The sequence below is a fragment of the Paenibacillus sp. MAHUQ-45 genome, from assembly GCF_058133325.1.
This window is the reverse complement of the sequence record NZ_JBYUPV010000006.1, coordinates 42698-67856: the sequence shown is the minus strand read 5'-3', so window position 1 is coordinate 67856 and position 25159 is coordinate 42698. Positions and strand designations below refer to the sequence as shown.

Genomic DNA, 25159 nt, shown 5'->3' with positions numbered 1-25159 from the left:
AAGAAGAAAGCGGCGAATAAATTCGCCGCTCCCTTACGTGCCGGGGTGACAGCACCGTTAGGCGCTACCAGCTACCAACCGTGGCACCAGTTCTATTGGATTCCTTTTTCATCAAAATACTTATTGGCTTCACCTTGCACATAGGCCAGCAGCTTCTCTACACCTGCCGCTTTCAGCTTGTCACGATAGAGCTTCAGGGATGCGTCCACATCAGAGGTCAAGCCCAGCATCAGTGGTTTTCCGTATTGCTCAAATACCTGGTTAACAGCGGCCAGTTCAGTTTTCACCGGATCGTAATCCAGATAAATCTGTCCGAGAATATCCGGCTTGCTAATTGGCTTGAACTCTTCTTTCAGCTTGTCGAGACCATCCCAGCCGCCTTTTTCTTTCTTAATGTTCTCTTCTACACGCCAGCCCCAGCTTGCGATGTCATAGCGTGGTGTAACGTTCAGGTCAACACCTGGTGCCGGAATGACAATGGTCTTGTCATCATCACCTTTTGCCCAGTGCGTGCCTTCAATACCATAAGTCATCAGGTTGTAGTACGTAGGATCATTGCGCAGCTTATCAAGTACCATCAATGAACGTTCCGCATTATCCGAGCTCTTCGGAATCGCCATACCATTAGCAATCGGCAGTGTAGGAATGACATAGTTATGGAAGCGGGTGAATGGGAAGTACCCTATTTCCATTTTGAGGCCTTTGGCCTGCACTTCGTTGATAAATCCGCCCGCACTGGACGGGTTACGCCAGTAGATGGCACCTTGACCTGTCTTGATGAAGTCACCAGCTTCTTGTTTCGAGGACAGCGAGTTCTTGTTCCAGAAGCCCTTCTGCTCCCATTCTTTCATTTTCTTAACCCAAGCTTCATATTGATCCGTGAACGGAATGATCTGAATATCGCGCGGTGTTGCATAGGAGGTTGCACCAATGATCTCACCGGTAATCATTTGCGTATCTGTCCAGAACTTGAACAGATCATTGACGTTCTCATAAGCGGCTCCGTTGATCGGCGTCACTTTCTTCTGTGTTTTAACAGCATCCATGTAGGCTTCGATGGAATTCAAATCGGTAAACTCAGGCAGATTGAGCTCTTTACGCCAGTCTTCACGATACACATAGCCAAGTGGCGTATATTCTGGATTGGTGTTCGGTACAGCAAAGATACCATCACTTACCGTAACTGAATCCCAGTCCTGCTTCGGCACATTAGCCCAGGTTACTGGCGCATAAGTCGGCAGCAGATCCTTTAGATCCTTGAATGCACCCTGTTTAGCCAGTTTGTAGAAATCCGCCCAGTTGGAAGCGAAAATCATGTCAATCTTCTCGCCAGAGGTCAGCAGCAGATTGTATTTGGTCAACCAGTCGTTCCACGTAGTAAACTTAAGGTCAACCGTTGTGTTCAGATCCTTCTCCAACATTTTGTTCCATTCGGCAACGATTTTGTCCTGATCCTTATGAGCATCACCAACCAGATACCAAGTCAGCTTGACCTTCTTCGACGTGTCCGGGCCATCATTACCTTGCGCCGGTGCGGTGGTGTTACCGTTGCTTTTCTCTTTTTCCGGCGCCGCACTGTTGTTGTTACCGCCCCCGCAGGCTGCGAGCAGCGAGATTAGTAAAGACATGACAAGTACGAGCGTTAATCTCTTTGTTACTTTTCTCATCTTTGACTCCTCCTTAAAGTTTCATTGAACCCACTATTGTTCAAGCCTCATGCTATGTTAGCCGGAAATCCGGTTCTAACCTTTGACAGCTCCTACTGTAAGTCCCTTTACGAAATAACGCTGAACGAACGGATAGAGCAGGACGACCGGCCCTGTAACAACAACAGCGACAGCCATTTTAAGCGTTTCGGTAGGTGGAACGACATTAGCGGCCAGATAAGCCCCGTTATTCGTTTGCAGTACCGCGGCACTGGACAGAATTTTGTATAACAGGAATTGCAGCGGATACTTATCGCCGGTTGTGATGAACATGTTGGCGTTGAACCAATCGTTCCAGTAACCGAGAGCCAGGAATAATCCGATGGTCGCAAGGCCCGGCGTCGAGAGCGGCAGAATGAGCTTCCGGTAAATTAGAAAATCCCCTGCTCCGTCGATTTTGGCAGATTCCACAATGGATTCCGGGATGGACTTCATGAAGCTTCGCATCAGAATGATGTTCCAAGCACTAAGCAATGGCGGCAGGATCAGCGCCCAGTAGCTGTCTTTAAGACCCAGGTATTTGGTCATCATGATGTACCATGGAATCAATCCACCGCTGAACAGAGTTGTGAAGTAAATGAAGAAAGACAGGCTGTTGCGGTAGAGAAAATCTTTGCGGGAAAGTGCGTAACCCGCCATTGAGGTCAGGAACAATCCCAGCAGCGAACCCGCTACTGTCACACCAATCGTCACCCCGTATGCACGGTAGATTTGTTCCGGTGTACTGAACACCGAGCGGTAAGCTTCGAATGAGATTGTGCTCGGGAACAGTTTGAAGCCTTCCGAGATAATCTCCAGCTCATCCGTGAACGAACCGGCGACGATTAACCAAAAGGGCACCAGACAGATGATGGAAATCAGGGCCAGCATCGTATACCCGATAATATTGAAGGCAATTGTTGCTTTGTCTTGCTTGATCTTGGAGCCGGTTTTTCTTCTGCGCACTCCCGGCAGCTTTTCTACTTCAGTACCCATGTCTTTCCCCCCTTAGAACAACGCGTATTCTTCGTGCGTCTTTTTGATAATGTAGTTCACCGTCATAATGAGAACGAAACCGAAGAAGGATTGATACAGACCCGCAGCCGTCCCCATTCCGATATCGAAGTTGATCGTCAGAGACCGGAAGACATACGTATCGATAATATCCGTTGCTTCGTACAGCATGCCGTTGTTGCCGATAATTTGATAGAAGAGGTCAAACTGTCCTTTCAAAATACCGCCGAGACTGAACATAATCAGCAGGATAAAGGTCGGCATGAGCAGCGGAAGCGTAATCCGCCGAATCTGTTGAAAAATGTTGGCCCCGTCAATTTTGGCCGCTTCATAATAGTCCTCACTGATGCTCATAATCGCCGCCAAGTAAATGACTGTGCCATAGCCGAGCCCCTTCCAGATGTTGAAGAACACGATAATGTATTTCCATGGAGCTGTCTGAAGGTAGAAATCGTAGGTTTGCAGACCCAGCCGGGTTAGTACGCCGTTGACCACCCCAAGATCAGAGAAGAGGTTGAACACGAACGCCCCAACGAGCACCCATGACAGAAAGTATGGAAGAAACATCAGCGATTGCGCGGTCTTCTTGAACCACTTGCTGGTCAACTGAGCCAAAAATATCGCACAGATGATCTGCATGATGTTGCCGAGAATAATAAATGCCAGATTGTAGAGCACTGTATTCTTCGTCAAATCCCAAAGGATGCCTGACTTGAACAGAAACTCGAAATTTTTGAGTCCAATGAATTCGCTTCCAAATAGTCCCCCGTCAAAATCAAATTTCGTAAAGGCGTAATACACACCAACCATAGGAATGTAACTGAAGATGATGAAAAACAGCAATGTTGGAGCTACCATCAGAAACAATACTTTGTTTCGATTAAGCTCCCGGATCAATCCGCCTTTTCCAGACATAATTGTATAGCCTCCCTCAACCTTCTTTATCAGATATTGCGCTGTCCGGTGCTGTTCTCCGGCTGCAATGCCAATACTATTAGACTGCGGGGGAAGCAGCAACTAACCATACCCGATGTAACTCACTTTTCGGCAAAAAGGGGCACTACTCTTTTCCGAACTCACTCTTTTTTTCTGCTACACCCCAGTCGTATCAAGGGTTTGAGACTTTTAGGCCCCTATAAAAAAGGAAGGCCGGGTACCTGCCCGAGCCTTCCTTAAGTGCGCTGCTGAAGTGGTTCATGCGAGAATCGCGCCCTCCCCACCCTCTTCCTCCTTCTGTTGTCTGCTATTCCTCCGGTATTCGGCTGGTGTTACGCCGTTGTGCTTCTTAAAGGCTTTATAGAAATACGGATTATTGGTAAAACCGGCTGATTCGGCGATATCGCCAATGCAATCATCGCTATGTGTCAGCAGCTCGCGGATTTTGTTCATTCGCACTTCCTGGATATAGCTAAGAATGGTCTGGAAGGTATGCTGCTTAAATACACGACCGATATAAGTGGCTGACATGCCCATTTCATCTGCCAGCATCTCCAGCGACAGATTCTGATCACCATAGCGTTCGTTAATCATCCGTTTGATGCGCCCCGGCAGATCATCCTGCCTGTTCTTCCGCTTCTCGTCCATATGCTTCTCCAGCAAATCGAACAATGACATATACCGCTCCATAAGCTCTGCCATCGTATCCACCCGTGTGTGATTGTAGAGATCCAGCGACGGAACGGCAAGCTCTTCCGAAGCGGCAGAATGCTGCCGTATTGTGCGGATCGCATTCTGAAGCGCATAGGTCAGATGGGAGATCGCCAGTTGGTATGAGATGTAGGAATAGTTGGCAGTGTCGCCGATGATGTCGGCGAACAGCCGTTTAACCTCTGGAATCCGGCCTAGCATTAATTCATCGATCAGCTGCTTTTCCTTGTGAATCGGATATTCATAGCTCCGGGTCTTGTTCATCTCGACCGTCTCCGCATCGATATAACTCCCCGAACCACTGAAGACCCGGCTAAAGGAAGCTTCGACCGCCTGCTCAAACAAGGTATACAGGGACTGGGTACCCCTTCCGTTAAGGCTCGACGATATTGTGATAGACAGCTTCAAATACTGGGTCACGGCCTCTTGGATAAGTCCCGCATAACGCCTGTAAGTCTCCGTATCATCGACCTCGGCATCCAGCGGCTGAATGATGATCACTGCACGATTATCCCCCAGGTCAGCAGTTGCTGCCGAGAGTCCGGCGCCAATCAGCAGTTCATGCGCAATATTAAGGATGCCATAGCGCAGCAGCTTGCGGTCCTCCGGCTGATACTGATCTACCAAAGCTCTATAATCATCTATTGTAATCAAGAACACACGCAAGGAGTGTTCCGGGTCCAGTCCGATCCCGTAGCGCAAGAACATTTCTTTGACCCGCAGGGGATCACTGGGAGTACACCCATTTAGCAAGCCTCGCATATATTCAGAGCGCATCGCTTGCTGACTCTCCCGCTGTTCCGATTCAAGGTTCACAAGACGGGATAGCTTCTTGTTAATTCCCGCGAATAGACGCTTTGATACTACAAAGGAAAGAGCTAGCCCGGCGAGCAGAATGAGGCCCGCTGTATAGAAGGTCTTGGTGCGCATATTATCGATCCGCTCACTAATCAACGTATAGGGCACAATGCGGATGTATCGCCAACCTAGGTTATCGGGCTCGCTATAGGTCACTAGCGATTTTATACCGCCGACCGTCATGGGAAAATAACCCGAAGGCTCGCCGCTGTTCAGGATGCGGTCAATATAAGGTGTGCCTTTCATATCGGTCAGCATCGGTGTAGTCCAACTGTTGGAGACCATCAGGCCATGTTTGTCGATGAGGAACGTGTTCGCGGCGTCATTGGTCAATGAACCGTCGATATGCTTGTGTAGTTGGGTTTCCTTGATATTGACAACTACAGCATTGCGGGGAGTCTGCTTGGCGAGCGTGTCATACAGTAAAAAGGTATACGTATCGCGCTCTTTCTCGGCGATATTCCCGGTCAGCCCCTCAATCCGCAGCTTGCGGGGAATCGGTGTCATCGTCCCGTAGTCTCCAATGCGCTTCAGCATGTCCTTCATATCCTGGTCGTAAAATTCTTCCTCACTGAAGACTGAAGGGACACTCATGTCTGAGCTAACATAGAAGGTGTGGGCCACCGCATTATAAATATAAATGGAGTCAATAAAGGGCGAGGTTTCTCTGTAATTGTTCATTTGCTTGACCGCATCGGAGATTTCCATGGCGCTCACATTAGGGAAATTCAGCAAGGCAGATATATTCTGGTCATTGTGTATCTGCTTCGCAAAGGTCGAAGCGGTCAAAGTCATCACTGAGACCTCTTGCGTAGTCTGGTCCAGGCTATCCATTGTCTGCTCATAGGATTGATTCAATGCGATCCGTTCAAAATTCAAATACAGAATTCCCGACAGAATAGAAATTGTCAGAAAGATCGTCACCGTCATCACGGAAAAGAATTTTCCGTAATACCTTGTGTCCTTCCCGCGAAGCATCTTAAGCACCACCTAGCCCCCTTGTCCCGAAGATCCTTTGATCACCAGTGTTGAACGAATTTGCATAAGCTGCAGCCCAGTTCCTTCATCGCTCTTGATCTGCCCGATCAGCTTCTCTGCAAGCACAGCCCCCATCTCATATAAGGGCTGCTCTACAGAGCTAAGCCTCGGCTCCACATAATTCGTAATCCGAATATTGTCTACCCCGACTACAGCCATGCGTTCTGGAATGGAAATTCCCAGCTCAGCACATGCCTTGTATACGCCAAGCGCCATCTCGTCGTTGGCAGCGAAAACAGCTGTAAAATCCCCGCCTCTGGCCCACAGCCGCTTAAACGCGTCATACCCGGCATCCTCAGAGAAATTCCCATTGTCTACCCATTCAGGCAGGAAAGCCAATCCCGCCTCAGCAAGTCCTTCCTTATAGCCCTCCAGCCGTTCGATACTGTCCGTCGCATCAGCATACCCGCAGAGAAACGCAATCCGGCGGTGTCCGGCTTCCAGCAGATGCTCTACAACCTCCCTGCCAATTCTCCTGTTATCGGTAAAAGAGCAAGGAATATCGGGATGCTCAAGTCGGCGGCCAATTAATCCAATCGTATAATCATCATCCGCAAGGGAGGTTATCTCCTCGTCACTTAGCTGCGGTGTCACAAGAATTAAGCCGTCCACTGTGCGGTTCTGCAATAAGGACAGCAGTTCTATCTCTTTCTCCTTCTCATTCTGTGAGTCACAGATCAGGATCTTATATCCCAAAGTATTCGCCATATTCTCGATGCCCTTAATAATTTCCGCATTATAGGAAACCCTGATATCTCTCACCACTACGCCCAGAGTCATCGTCCTGCGCGACCGAAGCTGTTTTCCCATCGCATTCGGCGTGTAGTTCAATTCCTGGATGGCTTGAAGTACTCTTTTCTGCGTCTTCTCCGTCACGAGCGAACTTCCGTTCAGCACTCTGGATACTGTAGCGGGCGATACTTTCGCTTTTTGCGCTACATCTATGATTTTGCTGTCTTTCACATGATCACGCTTTCATTGGTTATTAAATCCATTATAATTATCATTGAAATCGATTTCAATATAAAATTTTCAATGTTCTTCCATTCCTGTGACTACATATGACCGTAATAGAAGAAAAGAGCCGCAGATCATTTCTGCGGCTCTTTCCTGCGCCCATTTCATTAACTCATTTTATTTTTCCAACAAGGTTACCGAAGCCTTCTTGATATCATAATTCTTTCCTTTGCCTGCATTTACAAGCTGACTAATTTGCTTATAGGCTAATCCGCTCGTTGGAGCAATTGCATCTAAGGTAATCTTGTTCGTCTTCAGTTCATTTACAATCTGACTAAGAGAGAGGCTTGTTTTTCCCGTTGAAGTGCTTTTATCATGCACAGGGGCATCTGTAATAAAAATAATCCTTTTTGCATTCTTACGTCCTGCCAGCTGCTGAGTTGCCATATGGATGGCTTCCAGTCCCGATTCGTTCTCATCCCCTCCGCCAGCCGCTACCAGCTTGCTAAGGTTCGTCTTTAGAACATCCTTATTATTAGTGAACGGGAAGAACTCCAAATCTTTATATTTGCTTCTATAATTAATGTCCCGATAAGCTACGATGGAGAAATTCGAACCGGATGGAACGGAATCAGCGAATTTCTTCACCGTCTCTTTGACATAATCAATCACTTCACCCATGCTGCCTGTCACATCCATAACGAACACAATATCCGTAGGTGCGGTAATGCCTTGAGATATTTTTTGCAAGATTGGTGATGTACTAGTAGCTGCCGATTGGGCAGGCTTCTCGCTCTCGGCGGTTGTAGGAATAGACGGTGGATTCTGAAAAACAACCACGGAGCTGGAGCTATTGCTCCACTCTACTAATCCGCCAAGCGCCTCGCTCACGAATCGGATCGGCACCATCGTGCTGCCGTTGATTAACTGCGGAGCTGCACTAAGTGTCACGGGTACTCCATTTACATATGCGGTAGTGGATCCGATCTTAAGAACAATCGTCTTTCCTTCTTTAGTTGCCGTGACAGTCTGAGTAGCACTATCCCATTTTACCGTGGCACCTAGGGATTCGAAAATCGCCCGAAAAGGTACCAGTACATTTCCGTTTACATTTACAGGCGCTTGCGTATAAGCTTGCATTTTTCCTTCAACGAACACCTGAATCTTCGACTCAAGATTTATCGGTACAAACTGCGGCACCGATGTCGCCAAACCGCCAGATTGATTCACGGTTTTGAGATAAATATAATATCCGCCCGTAGTAAGACCTAGCTGCTTGTTAAGCGTATACGTCGTCGTTTTTCCTGGAGTCACCCGAACTTGTCTAACAAGCTCATTACTCGTATTTTTGACGATAAGATAAGTCGTATATGTTGGTTGAATGACCACCGTTGTTACATTTATAGTAATTTTACCGTTACTCCCCAGAATAACTTGCCCCGGATAACTCTCCCCGCTAGGGATATGGAATTCTGGTTCAACCCATACAACTGGTGCCTCCGTTTCAATTGGTGATTCAATTCCATTTGGCGGTAGCGAAGGATTGGCCTGTGCAACACCGCTTGACGTCTTGGTTCCCGCAATAGATGTGACAGGAAAATAAAAATAAACCTTGGACTTGGCACTAGGTGCCGTACGCTTCTCCGAAAGGGTAATCCGTTGAGTTTCTAGATTGAAAGTAAATTCCGAGGTCGGCACCTTAGTACTGTCTATGTATAAGCTAACTTTCTTATTGGAATTAAGGATATAATTTGTGGTTAATTTAAAAACCTTCGTTGATCCGTCCGCTCCATCTAAAGCATTCCCAATGTAGTTTGAGCCAGAGAGCCCCTCTTCCCATTCAAAGGTCGGATGGATGCTATAGGTAAAATGAAGCTCAGCGCCCGCGTCTGGGGCTTTATCAAACGTAAAGGTATTACGATCATAATCCACAGTATACTTTTGAGGATCAATTTCTACCTGGTTGCGGTACAACCTTATCTCCGTATTATCACCCGTTAATTTATTATACGTTGTATACGTGAACTCACGGGTTTGCCCGTCCCCATCCTTCAGAATATTGATAATTTCGTATCCTTTTCTAAATTCTGAAATAATATCGTTCGCCTTAGCCTTAGCACCACCGGCCCAAAGACTCAAACTTCCGAACAGCAGGATAATAGCCATAACCAGTTGTATAGTTTTCCTAAATTTCACCTTATCTCACTCCATTTTCTTGATGATTAATAATCTACATCCTGAATAATATTCCATCACAGGAAATCATATATAATCCTAACTTTACCATAATAAACGTTACTTTTATAGGAAATCATTCCTAGTTATAAAGACTTATATAGCAGCAAAAAAGACTTCGAACGGGTTCGAAGTCTTTTTTTGAATAGAGGATTAATGCCCACGCCCGCTGCGTATCCATCTAACGACCAGAAACAAAATAACGCCAGGAATGACTGCACAAAGCAGGAACATCCGTACATAACTCCCCAGCCGCCACAGTGAGGCACTACGGAAGGAGACTGCCGACAGTGTCATACATAGCATACCCATGCCCATCAGGAAGAGCGCCAACAGCCATTCACTTTTCTTCACGATGTGCCTCCCCGCTCTCTGGTCGCAGTGGAAGCTGGATTTCAAAACGGGACCCTGTGCCTGCTTTACTGGTAACAGTAATTTTTCCATTCTGCAGCTCGATCAGCTTCTTCACAATGGACAGTCCTAAGCCAGTACCCCCATATTCACGGGAACGGGACTTCTCCACCCTGTAAAAGCGCTCGAAGATATAGGGCAGTTCTTCCTCCGGAATCCCTATCCCGGTATCTTTCACTACAAGGGTCACCCTGTCAGCCTCATACAGCAGCTGTATCTTCACCCCGCCCCGCTCTGTATAGCGGACAGCATTCTCCAGCAGATTCAGAATGATCTGCTCCATTCTTTTCCCGTCTGCTTGGACCGGCACAGCATGCCCCGAGTAAGAGACGGTTAACTCCAGTCCCTTATCTCTGGCTTTCAGCCTCACCTTGCTAACCACCTGTTCCAACAGCTCCGATATATCAAGCCACTGCAAGTCCAGAACAATTTGTCCTTCCTCCATCTTGGCGAGGTCAAATACATCATCTACCAGATGCTGAAGTCGTACTGCCTCCTGGAAAATGATATCGAGATACAGGTTTTTTTCTTCCTCCGTCTCATACAACTCATCCTTGATGACCTTCGTATAGCCCTCCAGATAGGTGATTGGTGTCCGCAGTTCATGGGATATATTCGAAAAAAGCTCCTGCCGGGTGTCCCTGTACCGCTGGAGATCCACCGCCAGATCATTTATGGCTCCCGCCAGGCTGCCGATCTCATCCTTGCTCCTGATGTCCAGCCGCGTCTCCAGCTCGCCAACAGCAATCTTGCGTGTGGCCTTCTGCATTTGCAGAAGCGGACGGGAGAGCACTTGCGCGACAATCCATGTAATCCCGAGTGCAAGCAGGAACGCTCCCATGCCGGAGAGCAGCAGCAGCTTCCGCACCGCTGACAGTGACTGCTCCATTTGCTCCGTTGAGCTCATCACATAAAGCGCGGAGGTAATGCTGCCGCCTTTTGTTATCGGTTGTCCAGAGACAAAATATCGGTTGCCTGCTGGGTCCTCATGCATAAGGCTGACTTTGTTCCCAGCGAAAATACGAATAAGATCAGAAGCATGGATGAAAGAGCTATCCTCTGAATCATGTACGCCAGAATGGAGAATCACTTCCCCATCCCTCAGGACATTAAAGATGCTTACATTGGAAAACTCCGCAAAGGTCGTCATCATCTGCTCAGAGGTTGTGTCCGTGGTGTTGGCCATCAGTGCAAAGTGGGAGGTGAGATCCTCTGTCTCCCGGCGCATTTCCGCAGTATAAAAATTAGTGAACATTCTGTCGATGGCAAAGGCCAGGAACAAGATAACGACCAGAAATACAGTAATAATTACCGCGCCCAGCTTAAAGCCAATACGATTGCCCCTCATTCCTGCTCTCCCGGAACCTGAAACTTATAACCGACACCCCACACGGTTTGAATCGGGTTGTAACCCATGCCCGCCTTTTGCAGCTTCTCACGAATATTCTTGATATGGGTATCAATCACCCGGCTCTCCCCTTCGTAGTCATGTCCCCACAATCTTTCCACCAGTTCCTCGCGGGTATAGGCACGTTGGCTGCTCTGGGCAAGCAAGAGTAACAGGTCGAATTCTTTTTGCGTAAAATCGACTACCGTCTCCTGAATATGAACCTCGCGAGCCTCCGGCCAGATCGACAGTTGCGGAAACTCCATGCTCCGCTGTTTAGGCTCGATGACCTGAGCCATTGCCGCTCTGCGAATCAGAGAATAGATTCTCGCCAGTAATTCTTCCGGTTCGAACGGCTTCGTTAAATAATCGTCTGCGCCAATGCCCAGACCATGGATCTTGTCCTTCGTCTCCGAACGTGCTGTGAGCATCAGAACAGGTATTGTTCCCAGCTCCCGAACAGCCTTGCACACTTGCCAGCCGTCCATATCTGGCATCATTACATCCAGCAGAATAATATCAAAATCATGCTTCTTGATCATGGACAAGGCCTCCCGGCCAGTCGAAGCCTCCTTAATCGCAAAGCCTTCTTTCATCAAATAAATGCGCAGCAGATTGCGCATATTCCACTCATCATCCACAACCAGCACCTGAAGCTTCGGCATGTTGTTCACCTTCTTCGCTCTTATGATCGATAGATACGGAGCCTTACTCTTCACTATATAGTAGCGCAAGCCATGCTCCGTCACAATGTCTTGGTCTGGTCAGTTAGACACGTAGCCGCAAGCATGAGTGACTTGCGGCTACGTGATGCTATTAAATCTGAACTTAATATCCGAACGTAAGGCTCGGTCGTCACTACGGAGAAATACATCTTAGATATCAATGCTTTTTCTTCCGCATCAATAAAGGCATCAACACCAGATGGGATAGCGGACAGAGAAGGAGCAGGCTGTACACTAATATCGAATTGGCTCCTCCACCACCTTTTACAGCATTGGCAGCAATCATCAGCACCACTGCAACCATTGGCAGAATACAGCATAGCTTCATCAATAGATTCCGTCTGCCACTTGCCTTAGGATCAGACTCCTTATGGTCTGGCCCATGGTTCTTCTCCGGCTGGTTTCCACAGCAACTCATTGTCGCAGCCTCCCCGGTTCTTTAATGTCTTAGCTCTGTTTCAGCTCTTGTATTTCCTTCTGCATCCTCTCATTTTGTATTCTGAGTTCTTGCAGTTCTGCTTGGAATTCTTGGGCAGCAGGTTGTTTGGATGACCCGTGTCCGTGTCCATGTCCTCCACGCATACCGAACATCATGAATATCATCATTAAAGGACACGCAAGCAGCAATAGCCAAGACCAGTCCATAGCGCAATACCTCCCAGGTAATCGGATTAATATCTTCATTGTACCGATACGATGTGTAGAATTGATGTGGAAGGCTTAGAAAATTGGAAGAGATCCGTGACCGTTAATGCCCAGCATGAGGGTTGCCCCCGGACGCAGGAGAAATCTCCAGCATATCATCAATCTCACTTTGTACTTTTTCAGAGATTCCAGCCTCGCTTCCAGTTAACCAGGCGTGGTTATAGGGCCCCTCTGCGGGCGATGTCTGGAACTTCGGCTGAACCTCCATTAAATATTCCATGACTGAGTCCGGCATCGCCTTCTTATCTACATACAGTAATGGAGCATGCTTGCCCAAATGGCTGAACGGAGCGGCGGCAATCGCCAGCATAGGGGAATCTGACGTCAGGAAAGAGAAGTTATGTCCCGGTGTGGTGATCCCCCAACCAAAGTCATTGCCTGTATCCTTAAACTTTGCAAAAGCAATAGCGTTCTCGTACGGGTCATCTCCCGAAATACGGGTAACCGTTCCGTACGTCTTCAGCTCATCCTCGACCTTAGCCGATACCGCCGATTTAGGACCCAAAATATAGATCGCTGCGTTCCCGCCACGTTCCTTTAGCACCTCCACAGTAGGCACAGGAATCTCTTCTTTCTTCACATATAACAGCGGTTCCGGCATATGGGCTATCCAGTTCACCGCAGGCAATGTATATTCAGGACTGTCCATGGAGCCGATAATCACGGCTTGGGGCAGCTTGCCTGACACTTTTTCATAATAAGCATCAATAGCCCGGGCTATAGCTGCCGGCTCGTCCCCCTCAATCTTGTCCATCTTCATATTCAGCGACTTCAGCTGTTCTTCCACGCTAGCCGTTACAGGACCTACGATCACAAGCTTAATTCCCTCATTTCCTTCCGCACCTTTGGGATTCAAACGTTTCAGCTCGTTCAAGGTCACTGCAGGAACAGTCTCTTTATTGAAAAAGAGTACAGGTCCATTGCTCGGATGATGGATCAAATCTGTACTGACGGCGGCAATCTGCCAATTGCCCACATCTGTCAGAACTACACTCGAAGGTGTGTTGCTATCGGTTCTTGCTGCCCAGAGCGTCCGCGAGACCAGCGCCGCCGCTTCGGCAGGATCGGAGGTGTTAATTCTTGTTGTATTTTTCGTGCCTACCCATGGCATGGCCACTGTAGCTCCGTCCTTTGGATTGGCAGTAGCAGCATCAGTATTAGCAGCCTTATTCCCGATTTGACATCCGGCCAGTGTAGCGCCCAGCGCTAGCGTTAACACGCCGACGACGATCATCTTTTTCATTACATTCCCTCCATTTTTAGATACCATATTTTTATTAGTTATTACTGTAACCAATAAGTATGGAGAAACTGTGTAGTTGACGGGGTATATAGGGGGAGCAAAGCAATCTTTGCTCAGGATGATTTATAAGTTTAAATATGGAGATTGTATAGATAACACATCTCGCCTGGGAGGACAGCACAACTTGAACAACCAAGAAATTCTTGAACACACATCTCATCGCCCCTTCCCCTTGCCCAAAGGACCGTGGATGATGAAGCAAGGCTGGAATAAGGTCTTGTTCGCCCATTGGCCTGTGAGCGAAGCTTCTGTATCGCCGTTCATTCCTCCGGGCCTAGAACTGCAGCAATGGGAAGGGAGACCATGGATTAGCGTTGTTCCTTTTCAGATGGACCCACTGCTCGTGAGGGGGCTGCCTCCCCTTCCTTTTGTTCATACATTCCTGGAGCTTAATATTCGTACCTATGTAATTAAAGATGGCAAGCCGGGCGTCTTTTTTCTAAATATGGATGCTTCCAGTCTGCCCGCTGTTACCGGTGCCCGGGTCCTCACTTACTTGCCTTACAACTATGCAGATATGACGCTTCAATCCGAAGGGCATGGTGTCCGCTACATTAGCAAAAGACAGACTAAACTTGGAGAGGCCGTATTTAACGGTGTTTACTCAGCGGCCCAGTCCGTACCTGTTCATGCTATACCCGGAACTCTGCTTCACTGGCTAACGGAACGGTACTGCCTGTTTGCAGTCAGTTCGAAGGGAAATCTATATGTCGGTGATATCCACCATCAACCATGGCCTCTACAGGAAGCCAAGCTTCAGCTCGACCAACATACTTCGACTAAGGCCCTGGGGCTTGCACATGAATCCGAGCCCTCATTTTTGACCTACACAGAACGTCTTGAAGTCCTACTCTGGCCGCTCAAAAAAATATAAATGCCGCTAACCTCTTATGGCATAAACCACTCAGCCTGTTAATGATTCAACACGAAAAAGACTGCCCTCCGGTCAAATAGCGACGGAAGAGCAGCCTTGGTGTTTGCTTAGGATTCATTTTTGGGGATCTGGTTAAGACTTGGAACATAATCCTCAGCCTTATTGTTGGTCAACGTCTGAGGCTCCTCTGTGAAATGAGCGTGATTTTGCTGATTGTGCTTCTTATCCGCGCGATTATTCGCTCGATCATACTTCGGATCTGCGCTGTTCTTAGGCATGACATTCACCTCCATCCCTTTACGTTAGTATGGGGAAAGAGAGAGCCTTTTATCCTAAGAGAATGTGCTATTCGGCGCCTGCAGAAATCCTGCGTTCTGCTTTATTGAGCGTCCTTCTGCGGAGCCATATTGTTGTAGATGTTGTCCGCCGTCACTTTACCTGTGCTGACATCCTGAGAAGTATAACCGGAGACGATATTGCCTACTTTAAATTCCTTTTGCAGTAAATCCTCAGATGGCTCCGCCGCAGTTGGGCCTTTGATGCCCAGCTCCGTTGCGTCTGTTACCGTCACCCATAGATCGCCGACCTTGAAGCTCTTACCGTCTGCGCTTACCTCAGAGATTACACCCTCGATATTGACTGCGGCTTTGCCTTTAACTGGAGGTTTAGTGGTAGTCACAGCCGATGGGGTCTGTGTGTTAAAAAGTGCACTCTGGCTCATTGTAAAGGTACCCACCGCTAATACGGCACATGCCGCGACCCCAATCGCCCAACCTCTTACTGTTCTCTTATTTGCAGTTTGCATATTTACCCGCTCCTCAGGATTATTTATTTTAGTGTTATTTGTATTATCCATCTCTGATAACAGCTTCTGATACGTTACCTCTTGGAAATCTTCACTTGTTTTCACATGAGACATCGCTGATTTATAAACTGATTTCTTCATCTTCCAGACCTCCAATCTTTTCTTTTAAAAGAAGGCGTCCACGTGCCAGCCATGTGCCCACAGTAGCCGGCTTCGCTCCCATAATCTCGGCAATTTCCTGAATCGAATAGCCTTCGTAATAGTGCAGATGAATGGGGATACGATATTTTTTATCCAAGGCCAGCACGGCCTGTAAGATCTCGTTTTCTTCTTTTGGGAGGTAGCTCAGATCCTCCGGGACCGGATTTCTACTTTTAAACCAGCCGGTTTTCAGCATGTTTTTACTTTTATTGATCGTTGTGCGAATAAGCCATGCCTTTTCATGCTCGTTATTTTCAAAGGCTGGACGTTTTTGCAGATAGGTCAGAAACACCTCTTGTGCCACCTCTTCTGCATCCGCTACATTTTTCAGGTAAGTGAACGCAATCTTAATCATGCTTTGAGAATATAAGTCCAGGGCCCGTCGTACCGATTCATTGATATCAAATGAAGTGTACACCTCACCACCTCCTTTCACTTTAAATACAACTGAGCCCTGCGATATTTTTCATGACGTTTAATATTTTTTTAGGATGCAACGGTTGCTGCTAAATTAATACAAAAAAAGCTCCGGCCAGAAGGCGGGAAGCTCAGCGTATAGGGTGTATTTTCAATACAATAACGACATAATACATGCATAAAGTGAACTTAAGAATAGCACCTTGCTGATTGATGAGGTCCTGATATTTACAGGGCATTCTCCAGTCAGCTTGCCTAATTCTTAAGTTCAGCTTACATAGCAGTCACAAATTTAACTACTGTGGGTGAAAAAAGATGACCCTTCTATTAACGATTGTTATCGTAGTTCTGATACTCGTCCTGATTGCCTTTCTGTATTTGCATCAAGCCCCATTCGGAAAACTGCCCTCTGGCAACCGGCTTGCGCGGATTGAACAGTCTCCGCATTATCGGAATGGAAAGTTCCAGAACGTACTGACCACACCAATCTATGGTGAGAACTCTAACTTATATACTGTTATAAAGGAGAAAATCTTTACAAAGGAGCGCCTCAAACCACTCCAGAAGATCCCTGTACAAAAGACTGATCTCCATGCTCTTCGGGACGATGAGGAAATGATGGTTTGGTTCGGCCATTCCTCGTTTTTTATCAGGACGGGTCGTAAAAATATGCTGTTTGATCCGATCTTCAGTCAATCAGGTGCACCCGTCTCCTTATCGAAGGCCTTCCCTAGCACCAATTACTATTCCCCTGACGATCTGCCGGTTATCGATTATCTGTTCATCTCCCATGACCATTGGGATCACCTCGATTATGCTACGCTCACGGCTCTGCGGCCAAAGATCAAGCAGGTGGTCTGTGGTTTGGGGGTAGGTTCATATTTGGAACATTGGGGATTTAGTGCTGAGGTTATCACAGAGCTGGATTGGGGAGACACGATCCCTTTGGGTGATGGATTTACTGTGCATGGTGTCACTGCGAGACACTACTCGGGACGCGGCTTGCAACGGAAGCGGACGTTATGGCTATCCTTCGCAATAGAGACACCTGCTAAAAAAATATTTTACAGCGGAGACAGCGGCTACGGGCCTCATTTTGCTGAAATTGGTAAGCAGCATGGGCCGTTTGATCTCGTCATACTGGAAAATGGGCAATACAATACGCAGTGGAGAAATATCCACATGTTTCCTAATGAAGTACCGAAGGCCGCGAAAGACCTGCGTGCAAAAAGCCTGCTGCCGGTTCATGCCGGCAAGTTCGCCCTGAGCATCCATAGCTGGGACACGCCTTTCCGCAGAATATCTGAGCTCGGTGAGGATAAAACTTTTCATCTGCTTATGCCGATGATCGGCGAGCCGGTGGAACTTTGGAGGGATCAGCAGCAGATTGAGCGCTGGTGGGAGAGTATAGAATAAGACGTTAAAAAGCCAGCTTTCCTTTAGTGAACTGCGCCCCAGTTGTTAGACACGATTAACAGTGGGGCTGCGGTTATTAGGAGGAGACTGGCTTATTTGTTCGCTCGATTATAAGATCATTTAAACTTTCTATAATCCATTCAATAATTTGGATGGAGGATTCTATCCGTTCCTTGACCTCCCCAACAAAAAGGTTCTTAATTAAACCCTTTAGATTATCGGATAATCCCTCCAGATCCTTCAGATGAAACAAGACTGAACCATTGGGGGGCATCGGCTTATTATTGGCTGCCCAAACCCCTTCGAGGATTTTCCATGAAGTAGTTCCGGCAACAAAAGCAGCTTTTAAATCATCCTCTGCCATTTGAGCAGCTTTAATTTTAATCAGAGTGCTCTCAAGCCAATATTTTATTGATTTCATTTCTGTGACAGGAGTTTGATACCCAGAGTAAAGTTGTTTGGATCGTTCTATAAGTTGTTGGAGTTGCCCTTCGTGATCAATGAGAATGACTGAGTCCAAGAAATTGTACATCCCCATAGGTCCATTTTCACATTTACGGGTCGCCATTGCGAAATCTGAATATTTAAGTTCAACACAAATGCCTTGCCTGAATTCTGAGCGAAAGGGTCTGCTTAACCCTTCCTTCAACAGTATGTACATGTCCAAATCAGAGGTTTCGTAGGATTCACCCCTTGCTACTGAACCTTGAAGAAGTAAGCCAACAGCTTCGTGATCCTGAATGATTTCCTCGTATATTTCCATCACTAAATTGCGATGAATTTCGTTTTTGATCAAGCGAATAGAATCCATTAGGCACCTCCATAATTCATTATAAATTAAATCTTTATCTTTACACTGTAGAAATTAGATGTTAATATCATTTCTATATTTATAGAATAATAGAAATGATGATGAGAAAGGAGAACAGGATGGATCAAGTTGACAATGAACTACTACAAGCTGTTAAAGTATACAAGGCTTTAGGTGAACCTACACGACTAAAAATCGCATTGATGCTGGTAAAAGAAAGCAATCAATGTGTGACTGCTATTGGCGAAGGACTCGAAACCGTGGCAGCTTCAACATTATCACATCATCTAAAGCAACTGACGGATTCAGGCTTAATTCAGTCACGAAAGAGCGGTCCGTTTATTCACTACAGTGTTAATCACGAAATTGCAGAGAAATTTGCGCCATATATCTTGGTGTAAATTTTTTTCAGATACAATTCTATTATTCTAGAAATATAGAATATAAAAGGAGACAGGAAAAATGGAAAAACACTCAACAAGCATAGAACTTGGAATAACAACCTTTCTTCACACCAGACCTGAAGCGGGAGGTGTTTTGCCAGCAGAACGGCTACGACAAGCCATTGAAGAGATTCAATTGGCTGATCAAGTTGGTCTTGATGTCTATGCCATCGGTGAGCATCATCGTCTCGACTACACAAGCTCATCGCCAGCGGTCATCTTGGCTGCTACTGCTTCCACCACTAAGCATATTCGGCTATCTAGCGCCGTAACGGTACTGTCTTCGGCCGATCCAGTTCGTGTCTATCAGGACTTCGCCACACTGGATAACTTAACTAATGGGCGAGCTGAGATTATGGCTGGACGTGGTTCTTTCGTCGAATCCTTTCCCCTCTTCGGATATAACCTGAACAATTATGAAGAATTATACGAAGAGAAGCTGGATCTTTTACTTAATATTCGATCTGCAGAGAAAGTAACATGGACAGGCAAACACCGTGCTTCACTAAACAATATGGGCGTATATCCACGTGCGCAACAGCCCGCGCTTCCTGTGTGGATTGCCACTGGCGGTAGTCCGGAGTCGGCCATTCGTGCCGGTCAGCTTGGTCTTCCTGTCATCTTTTCCATTATTGGCGGTATGCCGGAGCGTTTCGCTCCATTAGTACAGTTATATCGTCAAGCCGCTGAGCAAGCAGGGCACAATCTCTATGATATGCAAATCGCCTGTCATTCGCATGGTTTTATTGCAAATTCATTTGAAACAGCTAAGGACAAGTATTTCCCCATCATGGCAGATCAAATGAATCAAATTGGTAAAGAACGCGGCTGGCCAGCTTATTCACGAAGTACGTATGAGGATGCGTTAAGCCCCCGTGGTGCTCTCTATGTTGGAGATCCAGAATACGTAGCCGAAAAAATCGTGCGTGCAGTACAACAACTGGGCTTGACCCGTTTCCTTATGTATGTTGACTTTAGCACTCTGCCTCATAGTGATCTGTTAAAAACGATTGAACTTTTCGGCACAAAAGTAGCACCCATTGTACGCAAGGAATTGGCTAAATAAGATGAACTTCAGATCCGAGCGTAAGGCTTGGTCGTCACTACGGTGGAATGTTTGGACTTCCGGTATTAAAAAGATTAAAAATATACGATGCGAAAGAAAATTCATCTATTTTTCCAGCTAACAATTCTATATTTCTAGAAATGTAAAATCGAAAGGGGCAAAATAATGCATAACACGTGGAAAATCTATATATTAGCTATTGTAAGTTTTTTAGTGGGGACTTCAGAATTTGTAATATCCGGGATACTGGATCGGGTCTCTAGCGATGTAGGCGTAACACTGTCTACTGCTGGTCAACTCATTACGGTTTACTCGATTGCTTACGCGATTGGTACGCCTATTCTCATTGCGATCACCTCAAAAATAGACCGGAGAAAACTCATGTTGGCTGCTTTGGTCCTATTCTTTATAGGAAATCTGATCACAATCTTAACCACCGGCTATACGATGCTGGTTGTAGCACGAGTCGTCTTAGCATTAGGCACCGGTGTCTTTATGGTGGTTGCGCTAACGGTATCTGCTCAAATGGCCCAACCAGGCAAACAAGGCAGCGCCATTGCTACTGTTCTGCTTGGATTTAACCTTTCGCTTATTTTGGGCGTTCCTCTGGGAAGAGTTATTGCCAGCACCTACGATTGGAAAATGATTTTCCTCGGAATTGGTGTACTCAGCTTGATCGCGATGCTGATCATTTCATTCACTATTCCAAGGTCCAAAGGTGAAGCAGCTGTACCGCTTAGAGAACAACTCGCCTTGTTGAAAAATCCGCGGCTTTCATTAACCTTATCGATCAGTTTCTTCTGGATCATGGGATACACTATCATTTACACGTTCATCACACCATTTCTGCTCAGCATTACTGGAATGAGCGATAACCTGGTGAGTATCGGGCTGTTTGCTTTCGGTATAGCAAGTCTGCTTGGCTCCCAGGTTGGAGGATACGGCGCAGATAAATGGGGGATTCCACGTACTTTGATTGGAAGCCTGCTGTTCCACGCTGGTATTCTGCTCCTTATGACTGCATTCGCTCATATTACGGCTGCTGTCTTTCCTTTGCTGATGTTATGGTCATTTTTCGCCTGGTCTACCTTTCCCGCTCAACAAGTGTATCTGATTGGCATGGCGCCCAAAGCATCGGGAATCCTTCTGAGCTTGAACACCTCCATCGTACAACTTGGAATGGCTGTGGGAGCTGTCATTGGTGGTCTGGTTGTGGAAAAATTCTCACTGCAAGCGGTCGGCGTAGTTGGCGCAATTGGTGTCGCCATTGCAATCCTCCCGGCAATAATATCGCTTGCTATGCGAAAACAGTCTGCGAATTAATTTTGAATAATAAAATAAATAAGATTTGTGTAGCCCCCTCTGCACAATTCTTATTTCTAATCGCCCTTTTGGTGAAATGGAGCTTCCCCAAGCATTTCATCAGGGGCGATTCTTTTTATGTTCAATATATGAGGACTAACTCCCCTCCCCATCGTGGATATTGATTAGTCAAATTCCAGCTGGACCCTAGCGAAAAAAAGACGGATGAGTCTTGGCAACAAGCAGTCGGATTAAAATTGAAAAGCCGAGTGACATCAGGAGGAAACACCTGAAATCTGCTCGGCTTGCTGAAATACTCTATAAACTTCAATGCTTATTTTTCAAGAAATCCCGTAGAAGGATTCGTGATGAAGAAGCCCTCCTGTGGCACATAAAAATATTGAATCCAAACCCCATCCAAAAGCGGTTCGCGTGTATCCAACAATATCTTAATATCCTTATCTGTTTCGATAATTTCATCATGTTCAGTTGGTGTATCAAGTGCTACATCATAGTGGCCGTGATTGCCATGATTCTGAGTAATAATTACACGAATCATCTTTCCTTCAGCTTCTGGACTGTTTAGCATATCTTTTAGAACTTTAGCTGCATTACGGTTAATTTTACACTTCATCTTCAATCGACCTCTATTCGTCTTAATTTACAGTAAGAAGTTCATTATAACATAACTTAAGGTGCTATATATAATTTAGTGTTCCCGAGGAGCAAAGAAAAAGACTGGAACATGAACGGTTGAAAAGCCGCCATTTTCCAGTCTTTGATGAGTTGAGGATAGTTTTTTAGGGTCGTGGATGTGAGTTATATTTCACTTTGGCACTAAAAAACGCCTATTAAGGCGATCTTGTAGCGTTATTTTTACATAATCTGTAATAACTATTGGCATAAGTCGTTATTTAAATGCCCTTTAGATGTTTGCTCAAAGAAACTAAAGATTTAGACTAAAATTGTTGGACGCTGTTTCAAATCACAAGAATTAAGATTTAATTTGAAGTCTCAATCTGAGCTTAGGAAGTAATCAAGGACTTACATACGGATTAACTGTGGGTTGAATTATTTCAAGATTAAGCTTTCGTTATTCTGTAATCTGGGTTATGCTGATTCCATCCAGTACCTGTATTAATACTGGTATCGCCATCACCGTCAATAAATATCTCTCTACCATCAGGAAGAGTTCTCCAATGTGGAGTGACGTGATGCATTTCAGGATTTTCAATAGTGGTATAATCAGAATCTGCAATATCGATACTTGTTGCATCAGCTAACCCATCTACATCTATACTATCTGAGGCTATTAAATCAGCATCTACACCATCCAATCCTTCAACCAGATCAATTATCCCAATTGATAGTACTCCGATCGCGGAGATTTTTGCCAGATCCTTACCAAGTTCAATAGCTTTATCTTTATCCCCACCAATTATTGCTTCAACAGTACCCATTCCTTTCCCAGCCACATGAACTATCCCATTACCGATGTCCTTGGCTGTATTCCCAACCGTATCAAAAACTTCTTCAAGCCCCTTATTTGATTGAGATTTATCACCAGTAATGGTTCCAGCAACTACATCATAAGTTCCACTTGCTAAACTTCCAAGTCGTTCACCAGTTCTTGCGGTCGTTTGATGCACTCCCTTACCAACCTCTTTAATGAAATTACTATTAGTAACTTCTCCTACTATTTCTATAGAGCCACCAATAACCCCGCCTACTACTTGTCCAGCTAATGAACCTAGTCCTTTCAAGAACCCCATAGATGTTCCCCCATTTATAACTTATTATAGGTATATTATACCATGTAATAATTATTAAATTATAAAGATTTTATCAAGATTCCTCTAATTTGTTTAAGTAGTCTTATCCAAACCTCAGGGGTATTAATCTATTTATATGCAAATGTTTTTTTATATACAGACTGCTTAATCATCTAACTCAAAATAAAATTCTGTTCAATAAACTAACCCATATATTTGCAAAAAGAGATTAAGTACTAATTATTATTAAAGAAACGAATCACTACCTGTTAAAATATCGTGAAATTATATAGGGTTCAAACATATCAGGACATATACGAAAGGAAACTTTTCAATATCGAAAAGCATTTCAATGATTCTTCAGATCGGAAACAAGAAATTCATTTTTTAAAAAACGAGTTGATGTAAAAAAATAAAAATTCCTGTCCCAAATGTTCCCCTCACACAACAGGCTTAATCCCTTGCCCCACAAGGCTTTTCCTACATTTTCGAGATAAAAATTATTGTCCCTTCAGATCAGGTTACAGGGGCCAAAAACCGGTAAGAAACTGGTTCAACTGTGAACGAAAACGAATAAAAATTAGTGTCCTTGATTTGGTAGAGAAATGCCTGAGGAAAGCAAGGATCGGCATCTAAAACACCTGGGTAATAGCCTGAGAAGTGCCTGAGTAAAAGCTTGAGAAAACCTCTTCCATTGCTTCAAAAGCCTTGATCCGCCTGGGTTTCTGCTTGAGTAATGATTCGAGAAAAGACTGAGAGATCACTGCATTATTTTCTACCGCAACGACAAAAAGACTGGAAAATGGATCGAGGAAAAAATCGATCTTATCCAGTATTTGGGTATTTTGGACACTAATTTTTATTCCTGGTCAGTTTTTTTGAAAATGTACAGGAATTATTATTTAATTACAGCTGATAAAGGCCCCTATAAATAGCCGAAATATCATATTTATACTTTTAAAATATTGAAGACCCAACTTTATTAAAGTTTGCACTCCTTAATAATTAAAAAGCCGGTAGTAGCAACGTCGCTACTACCAGCTCTAAATTCAGTCTCAAACATATCATGAAAAATGTCTCAGTTATACTCGTTACTCACACGTAGACAAAATTTATTGTTTAATTAACCCCGCTGCCGCATCCCTTCAAACAGCAGGATCGTGGTCGCCATCGCTGCATTCAGCGATTCCGCCCGGCCAGCCATCGGGATGATGATACTCTTGTCCACGAGCTCTGCGGTCTGTGGCGAAATGCCGCGGCCTTCGCTGCCAATCAGCAGCCACTGGTTGCCGCGAAAATCGTGGCTGTAGCACGATTCTTCGCCTTGCAGCGAAGTGCTCACCAGTAATGCCCCGCGCTCACGCGCTTGCGGCAGGATCTCGCCGAGATCTCCCTCTATAATAGGGAGATGGAACAGCGAGCCCATCGTGGACCGGATGGTCTTCGGATTGTACAGGTCGGCGCAGCCCTGACCCAGTATCACCCCATCCGCGCCGGCGGCATCGGCGCTGCGGATAATCGTGCCGACGTTGCCAGGGTCCTGCACCCCGTCAAGTACTACCACGAAGCTATCCTGCACAGACAGGATAGCTTCCGCCCCGTGCCCTTCCTTCCGCACGATGGCGAACACTGGCTGCGGTGTATTAGTGCTGCTGCATTTGGCAATGACCGCAGCCGATACACCGATCACTTCCATGCCTTGCACAGCCTGAAGGTGATCCTTCAGCTCGGCTGGCATCCCCTTGTCGAGGTCATAAGCCAGAATCTCCACATCGGCTTCCGCCAGCAGCGCTTCCTGTACGAGGTGTACACCCTCGACGATATATTTATGGGCCTTGTCACGGTGCTTTTTCTCCTGCAGCCCGGCCCATTCTTTTACCCGCGTATTTTGCGGAGACATGATTTCCATAAGGTCTTCCTTTCATTTTCGAATCAACAACCAAATTTAGTAATGGCCGCTTAATTGGATTGCTACGGGCTCAAAGAGCTCGGAGGGTTCTTATGTTCACTGTTAAAACCTGATTTCTCGATTATAAGAGAACTTAGAAGTTCGAATCAGACTTTTAAGGCAAACAATTCCGTTTCCC

General features: G+C 45.9%; 24 protein-coding genes. 5 read left to right on the top strand and 19 right to left on the bottom strand.

All coding sequences use genetic code 11. The features are described 5' to 3' along the window. Positions 1 to 92 precede the first annotated feature (92 nt). The 12 genes from AC3Y23_RS14770 to AC3Y23_RS14715 form a co-directional block, all read right to left on the bottom strand. Positions 93 to 1667: an extracellular solute-binding protein gene (locus AC3Y23_RS14770; RefSeq protein ID WP_379200123.1), complete on the bottom strand. Its 1575-nt coding sequence runs from the start codon at positions 1665 to 1667 to the stop codon at positions 93 to 95. Between the two features lie 75 nt (positions 1668 to 1742). Beyond that, the gene (locus AC3Y23_RS14765) at positions 1743 to 2681 is read right to left on the bottom strand and encodes a carbohydrate ABC transporter permease (protein ID WP_379200121.1); all 939 of its coding nucleotides are present in this window, start codon (positions 2679 to 2681) and stop codon (positions 1743 to 1745) included. A gap of 12 nt (positions 2682 to 2693) precedes the next feature. Beyond that, positions 2694 to 3614: an ABC transporter permease gene (locus AC3Y23_RS14760; RefSeq protein ID WP_379200119.1), complete on the bottom strand. Its 921-nt coding sequence runs from the start codon at positions 3612 to 3614 to the stop codon at positions 2694 to 2696. A gap of 279 nt (positions 3615 to 3893) precedes the next feature. Continuing rightward, entirely contained in the window at positions 3894 to 6182 is a 2289-nt protein-coding gene (locus AC3Y23_RS14755; protein WP_379200597.1) for a helix-turn-helix domain-containing protein, read from the bottom strand. 12 nt (positions 6183 to 6194) lie between these two features. Next, complete coding sequence (locus tag AC3Y23_RS14750; RefSeq protein ID WP_379200117.1) at positions 6195 to 7205, bottom strand: LacI family DNA-binding transcriptional regulator; 1011 nt, start codon at positions 7203 to 7205, stop codon at positions 6195 to 6197. A 171-nt stretch (positions 7206 to 7376) separates the two neighbouring features. Beyond that, positions 7377 to 9395, bottom strand: a complete 2019-nt coding sequence (locus AC3Y23_RS14745) for a stalk domain-containing protein (RefSeq protein ID WP_379200115.1) — start codon at positions 9393 to 9395, stop codon at positions 7377 to 7379. A gap of 192 nt (positions 9396 to 9587) precedes the next feature. Beyond that, entirely contained in the window at positions 9588 to 9788 is a 201-nt protein-coding gene (locus tag AC3Y23_RS14740; RefSeq protein ID WP_379200113.1) for a hypothetical protein, read from the bottom strand. Then, complete coding sequence (locus AC3Y23_RS14735) at positions 9775 to 11193, bottom strand: sensor histidine kinase (RefSeq protein WP_379200111.1); 1419 nt, start codon at positions 11191 to 11193, stop codon at positions 9775 to 9777. The genes AC3Y23_RS14740 and AC3Y23_RS14735 overlap by 14 nt, the downstream gene beginning before the upstream one ends. Next, positions 11190 to 11897 carry a response regulator transcription factor gene (locus tag AC3Y23_RS14730; RefSeq protein WP_379200595.1) on the bottom strand — a complete coding sequence of 236 codons (708 nt, stop codon included), beginning with the start codon at positions 11895 to 11897 and terminating at the stop codon, positions 11190 to 11192. Before AC3Y23_RS14730 ends, AC3Y23_RS14735 begins: the two co-directional genes overlap by 4 nt. A gap of 217 nt (positions 11898 to 12114) precedes the next feature. Beyond that, positions 12115 to 12375: a hypothetical protein gene (locus AC3Y23_RS14725; RefSeq protein WP_379200109.1), complete on the bottom strand. Its 261-nt coding sequence runs from the start codon at positions 12373 to 12375 to the stop codon at positions 12115 to 12117. A gap of 29 nt (positions 12376 to 12404) precedes the next feature. Beyond that, a complete protein-coding gene (locus tag AC3Y23_RS14720; protein WP_379200107.1) occupies positions 12405 to 12602 on the bottom strand; it encodes a DUF2933 domain-containing protein in 198 nt (65 codons plus the stop codon). Positions 12603 to 12705: 103 nt separating this feature from the next. Then, the gene (locus tag AC3Y23_RS14715; RefSeq protein ID WP_379200105.1) at positions 12706 to 13905 is read right to left on the bottom strand and encodes a cell wall-binding repeat-containing protein; all 1200 of its coding nucleotides are present in this window, start codon (positions 13903 to 13905) and stop codon (positions 12706 to 12708) included. Positions 13906 to 14089: 184 nt separating this feature from the next. Between AC3Y23_RS14715 and AC3Y23_RS14710 the strand changes: the two genes are divergently transcribed. Then, positions 14090 to 14839, top strand: coding sequence for a YqjF family protein (locus AC3Y23_RS14710; protein WP_379200103.1), 750 nt, complete (start codon positions 14090 to 14092; stop codon positions 14837 to 14839). Positions 14840 to 14946: 107 nt separating this feature from the next. On the opposite strand, the gene AC3Y23_RS14705 is transcribed toward AC3Y23_RS14710, so the two are convergent. The 3 genes from AC3Y23_RS14705 to AC3Y23_RS14695 form a co-directional block, all read right to left on the bottom strand. Further along, positions 14947 to 15117 (bottom strand): hypothetical protein, encoded by a 171-nt coding sequence (locus tag AC3Y23_RS14705; protein WP_379200101.1) that lies wholly within the window; start codon positions 15115 to 15117, stop codon positions 14947 to 14949. A gap of 101 nt (positions 15118 to 15218) precedes the next feature. Continuing rightward, positions 15219 to 15785: a hypothetical protein gene (locus AC3Y23_RS14700; RefSeq protein WP_379200099.1), complete on the bottom strand. Its 567-nt coding sequence runs from the start codon at positions 15783 to 15785 to the stop codon at positions 15219 to 15221. Continuing rightward, positions 15766 to 16263 (bottom strand): RNA polymerase sigma factor, encoded by a 498-nt coding sequence (locus AC3Y23_RS14695; RefSeq protein WP_379200097.1) that lies wholly within the window; start codon positions 16261 to 16263, stop codon positions 15766 to 15768. Before AC3Y23_RS14695 ends, AC3Y23_RS14700 begins: the two co-directional genes overlap by 20 nt. Before the next feature lie 314 nt (positions 16264 to 16577). On the opposite strand from AC3Y23_RS14695, the gene AC3Y23_RS14690 reads away from it, so the two are divergent. Continuing rightward, positions 16578 to 17678 carry an MBL fold metallo-hydrolase gene (locus AC3Y23_RS14690; protein WP_379200095.1) on the top strand — a complete coding sequence of 367 codons (1101 nt, stop codon included), beginning with the start codon at positions 16578 to 16580 and terminating at the stop codon, positions 17676 to 17678. A 76-nt stretch (positions 17679 to 17754) separates the two neighbouring features. Here the strand turns inward: AC3Y23_RS14690 and AC3Y23_RS14685 are convergent, their stop codons facing one another. Then, positions 17755 to 18489 carry a DNA polymerase subunit beta gene (locus tag AC3Y23_RS14685; protein ID WP_379200093.1) on the bottom strand — a complete coding sequence of 245 codons (735 nt, stop codon included), beginning with the start codon at positions 18487 to 18489 and terminating at the stop codon, positions 17755 to 17757. A gap of 119 nt (positions 18490 to 18608) precedes the next feature. Here AC3Y23_RS14685 and AC3Y23_RS14680 point away from each other — a divergent pair, with 119 nt between their 5' ends. From AC3Y23_RS14680 to AC3Y23_RS14670, 3 genes are all read left to right on the top strand, one after another. Then, positions 18609 to 18890, top strand: coding sequence for an ArsR/SmtB family transcription factor (locus tag AC3Y23_RS14680; RefSeq protein WP_379200091.1), 282 nt, complete (start codon positions 18609 to 18611; stop codon positions 18888 to 18890). A 61-nt stretch (positions 18891 to 18951) separates the two neighbouring features. Next, positions 18952 to 19998, top strand: a complete 1047-nt coding sequence (locus AC3Y23_RS14675) for an LLM class flavin-dependent oxidoreductase (protein ID WP_379200089.1) — start codon at positions 18952 to 18954, stop codon at positions 19996 to 19998. Positions 19999 to 20163: 165 nt separating this feature from the next. After that, the gene (locus AC3Y23_RS14670) at positions 20164 to 21321 is read left to right on the top strand and encodes an MFS transporter (protein WP_379200087.1); all 1158 of its coding nucleotides are present in this window, start codon (positions 20164 to 20166) and stop codon (positions 21319 to 21321) included. 313 nt (positions 21322 to 21634) lie between these two features. On the opposite strand, the gene AC3Y23_RS14665 is transcribed toward AC3Y23_RS14670, so the two are convergent. From AC3Y23_RS14665 to AC3Y23_RS14655, 3 genes are all read right to left on the bottom strand, one after another. After that, positions 21635 to 21934 (bottom strand): iron-sulfur cluster assembly accessory protein, encoded by a 300-nt coding sequence (locus AC3Y23_RS14665; protein WP_379200085.1) that lies wholly within the window; start codon positions 21932 to 21934, stop codon positions 21635 to 21637. Between the two features lie 448 nt (positions 21935 to 22382). Then, complete coding sequence (locus AC3Y23_RS14660; protein WP_379200083.1) at positions 22383 to 23072, bottom strand: hypothetical protein; 690 nt, start codon at positions 23070 to 23072, stop codon at positions 22383 to 22385. A gap of 1123 nt (positions 23073 to 24195) precedes the next feature. After that, entirely contained in the window at positions 24196 to 24981 is a 786-nt protein-coding gene (locus AC3Y23_RS14655; protein WP_379200081.1) for a TrmH family RNA methyltransferase, read from the bottom strand. Positions 24982 to 25159 lie beyond the last annotated feature (178 nt).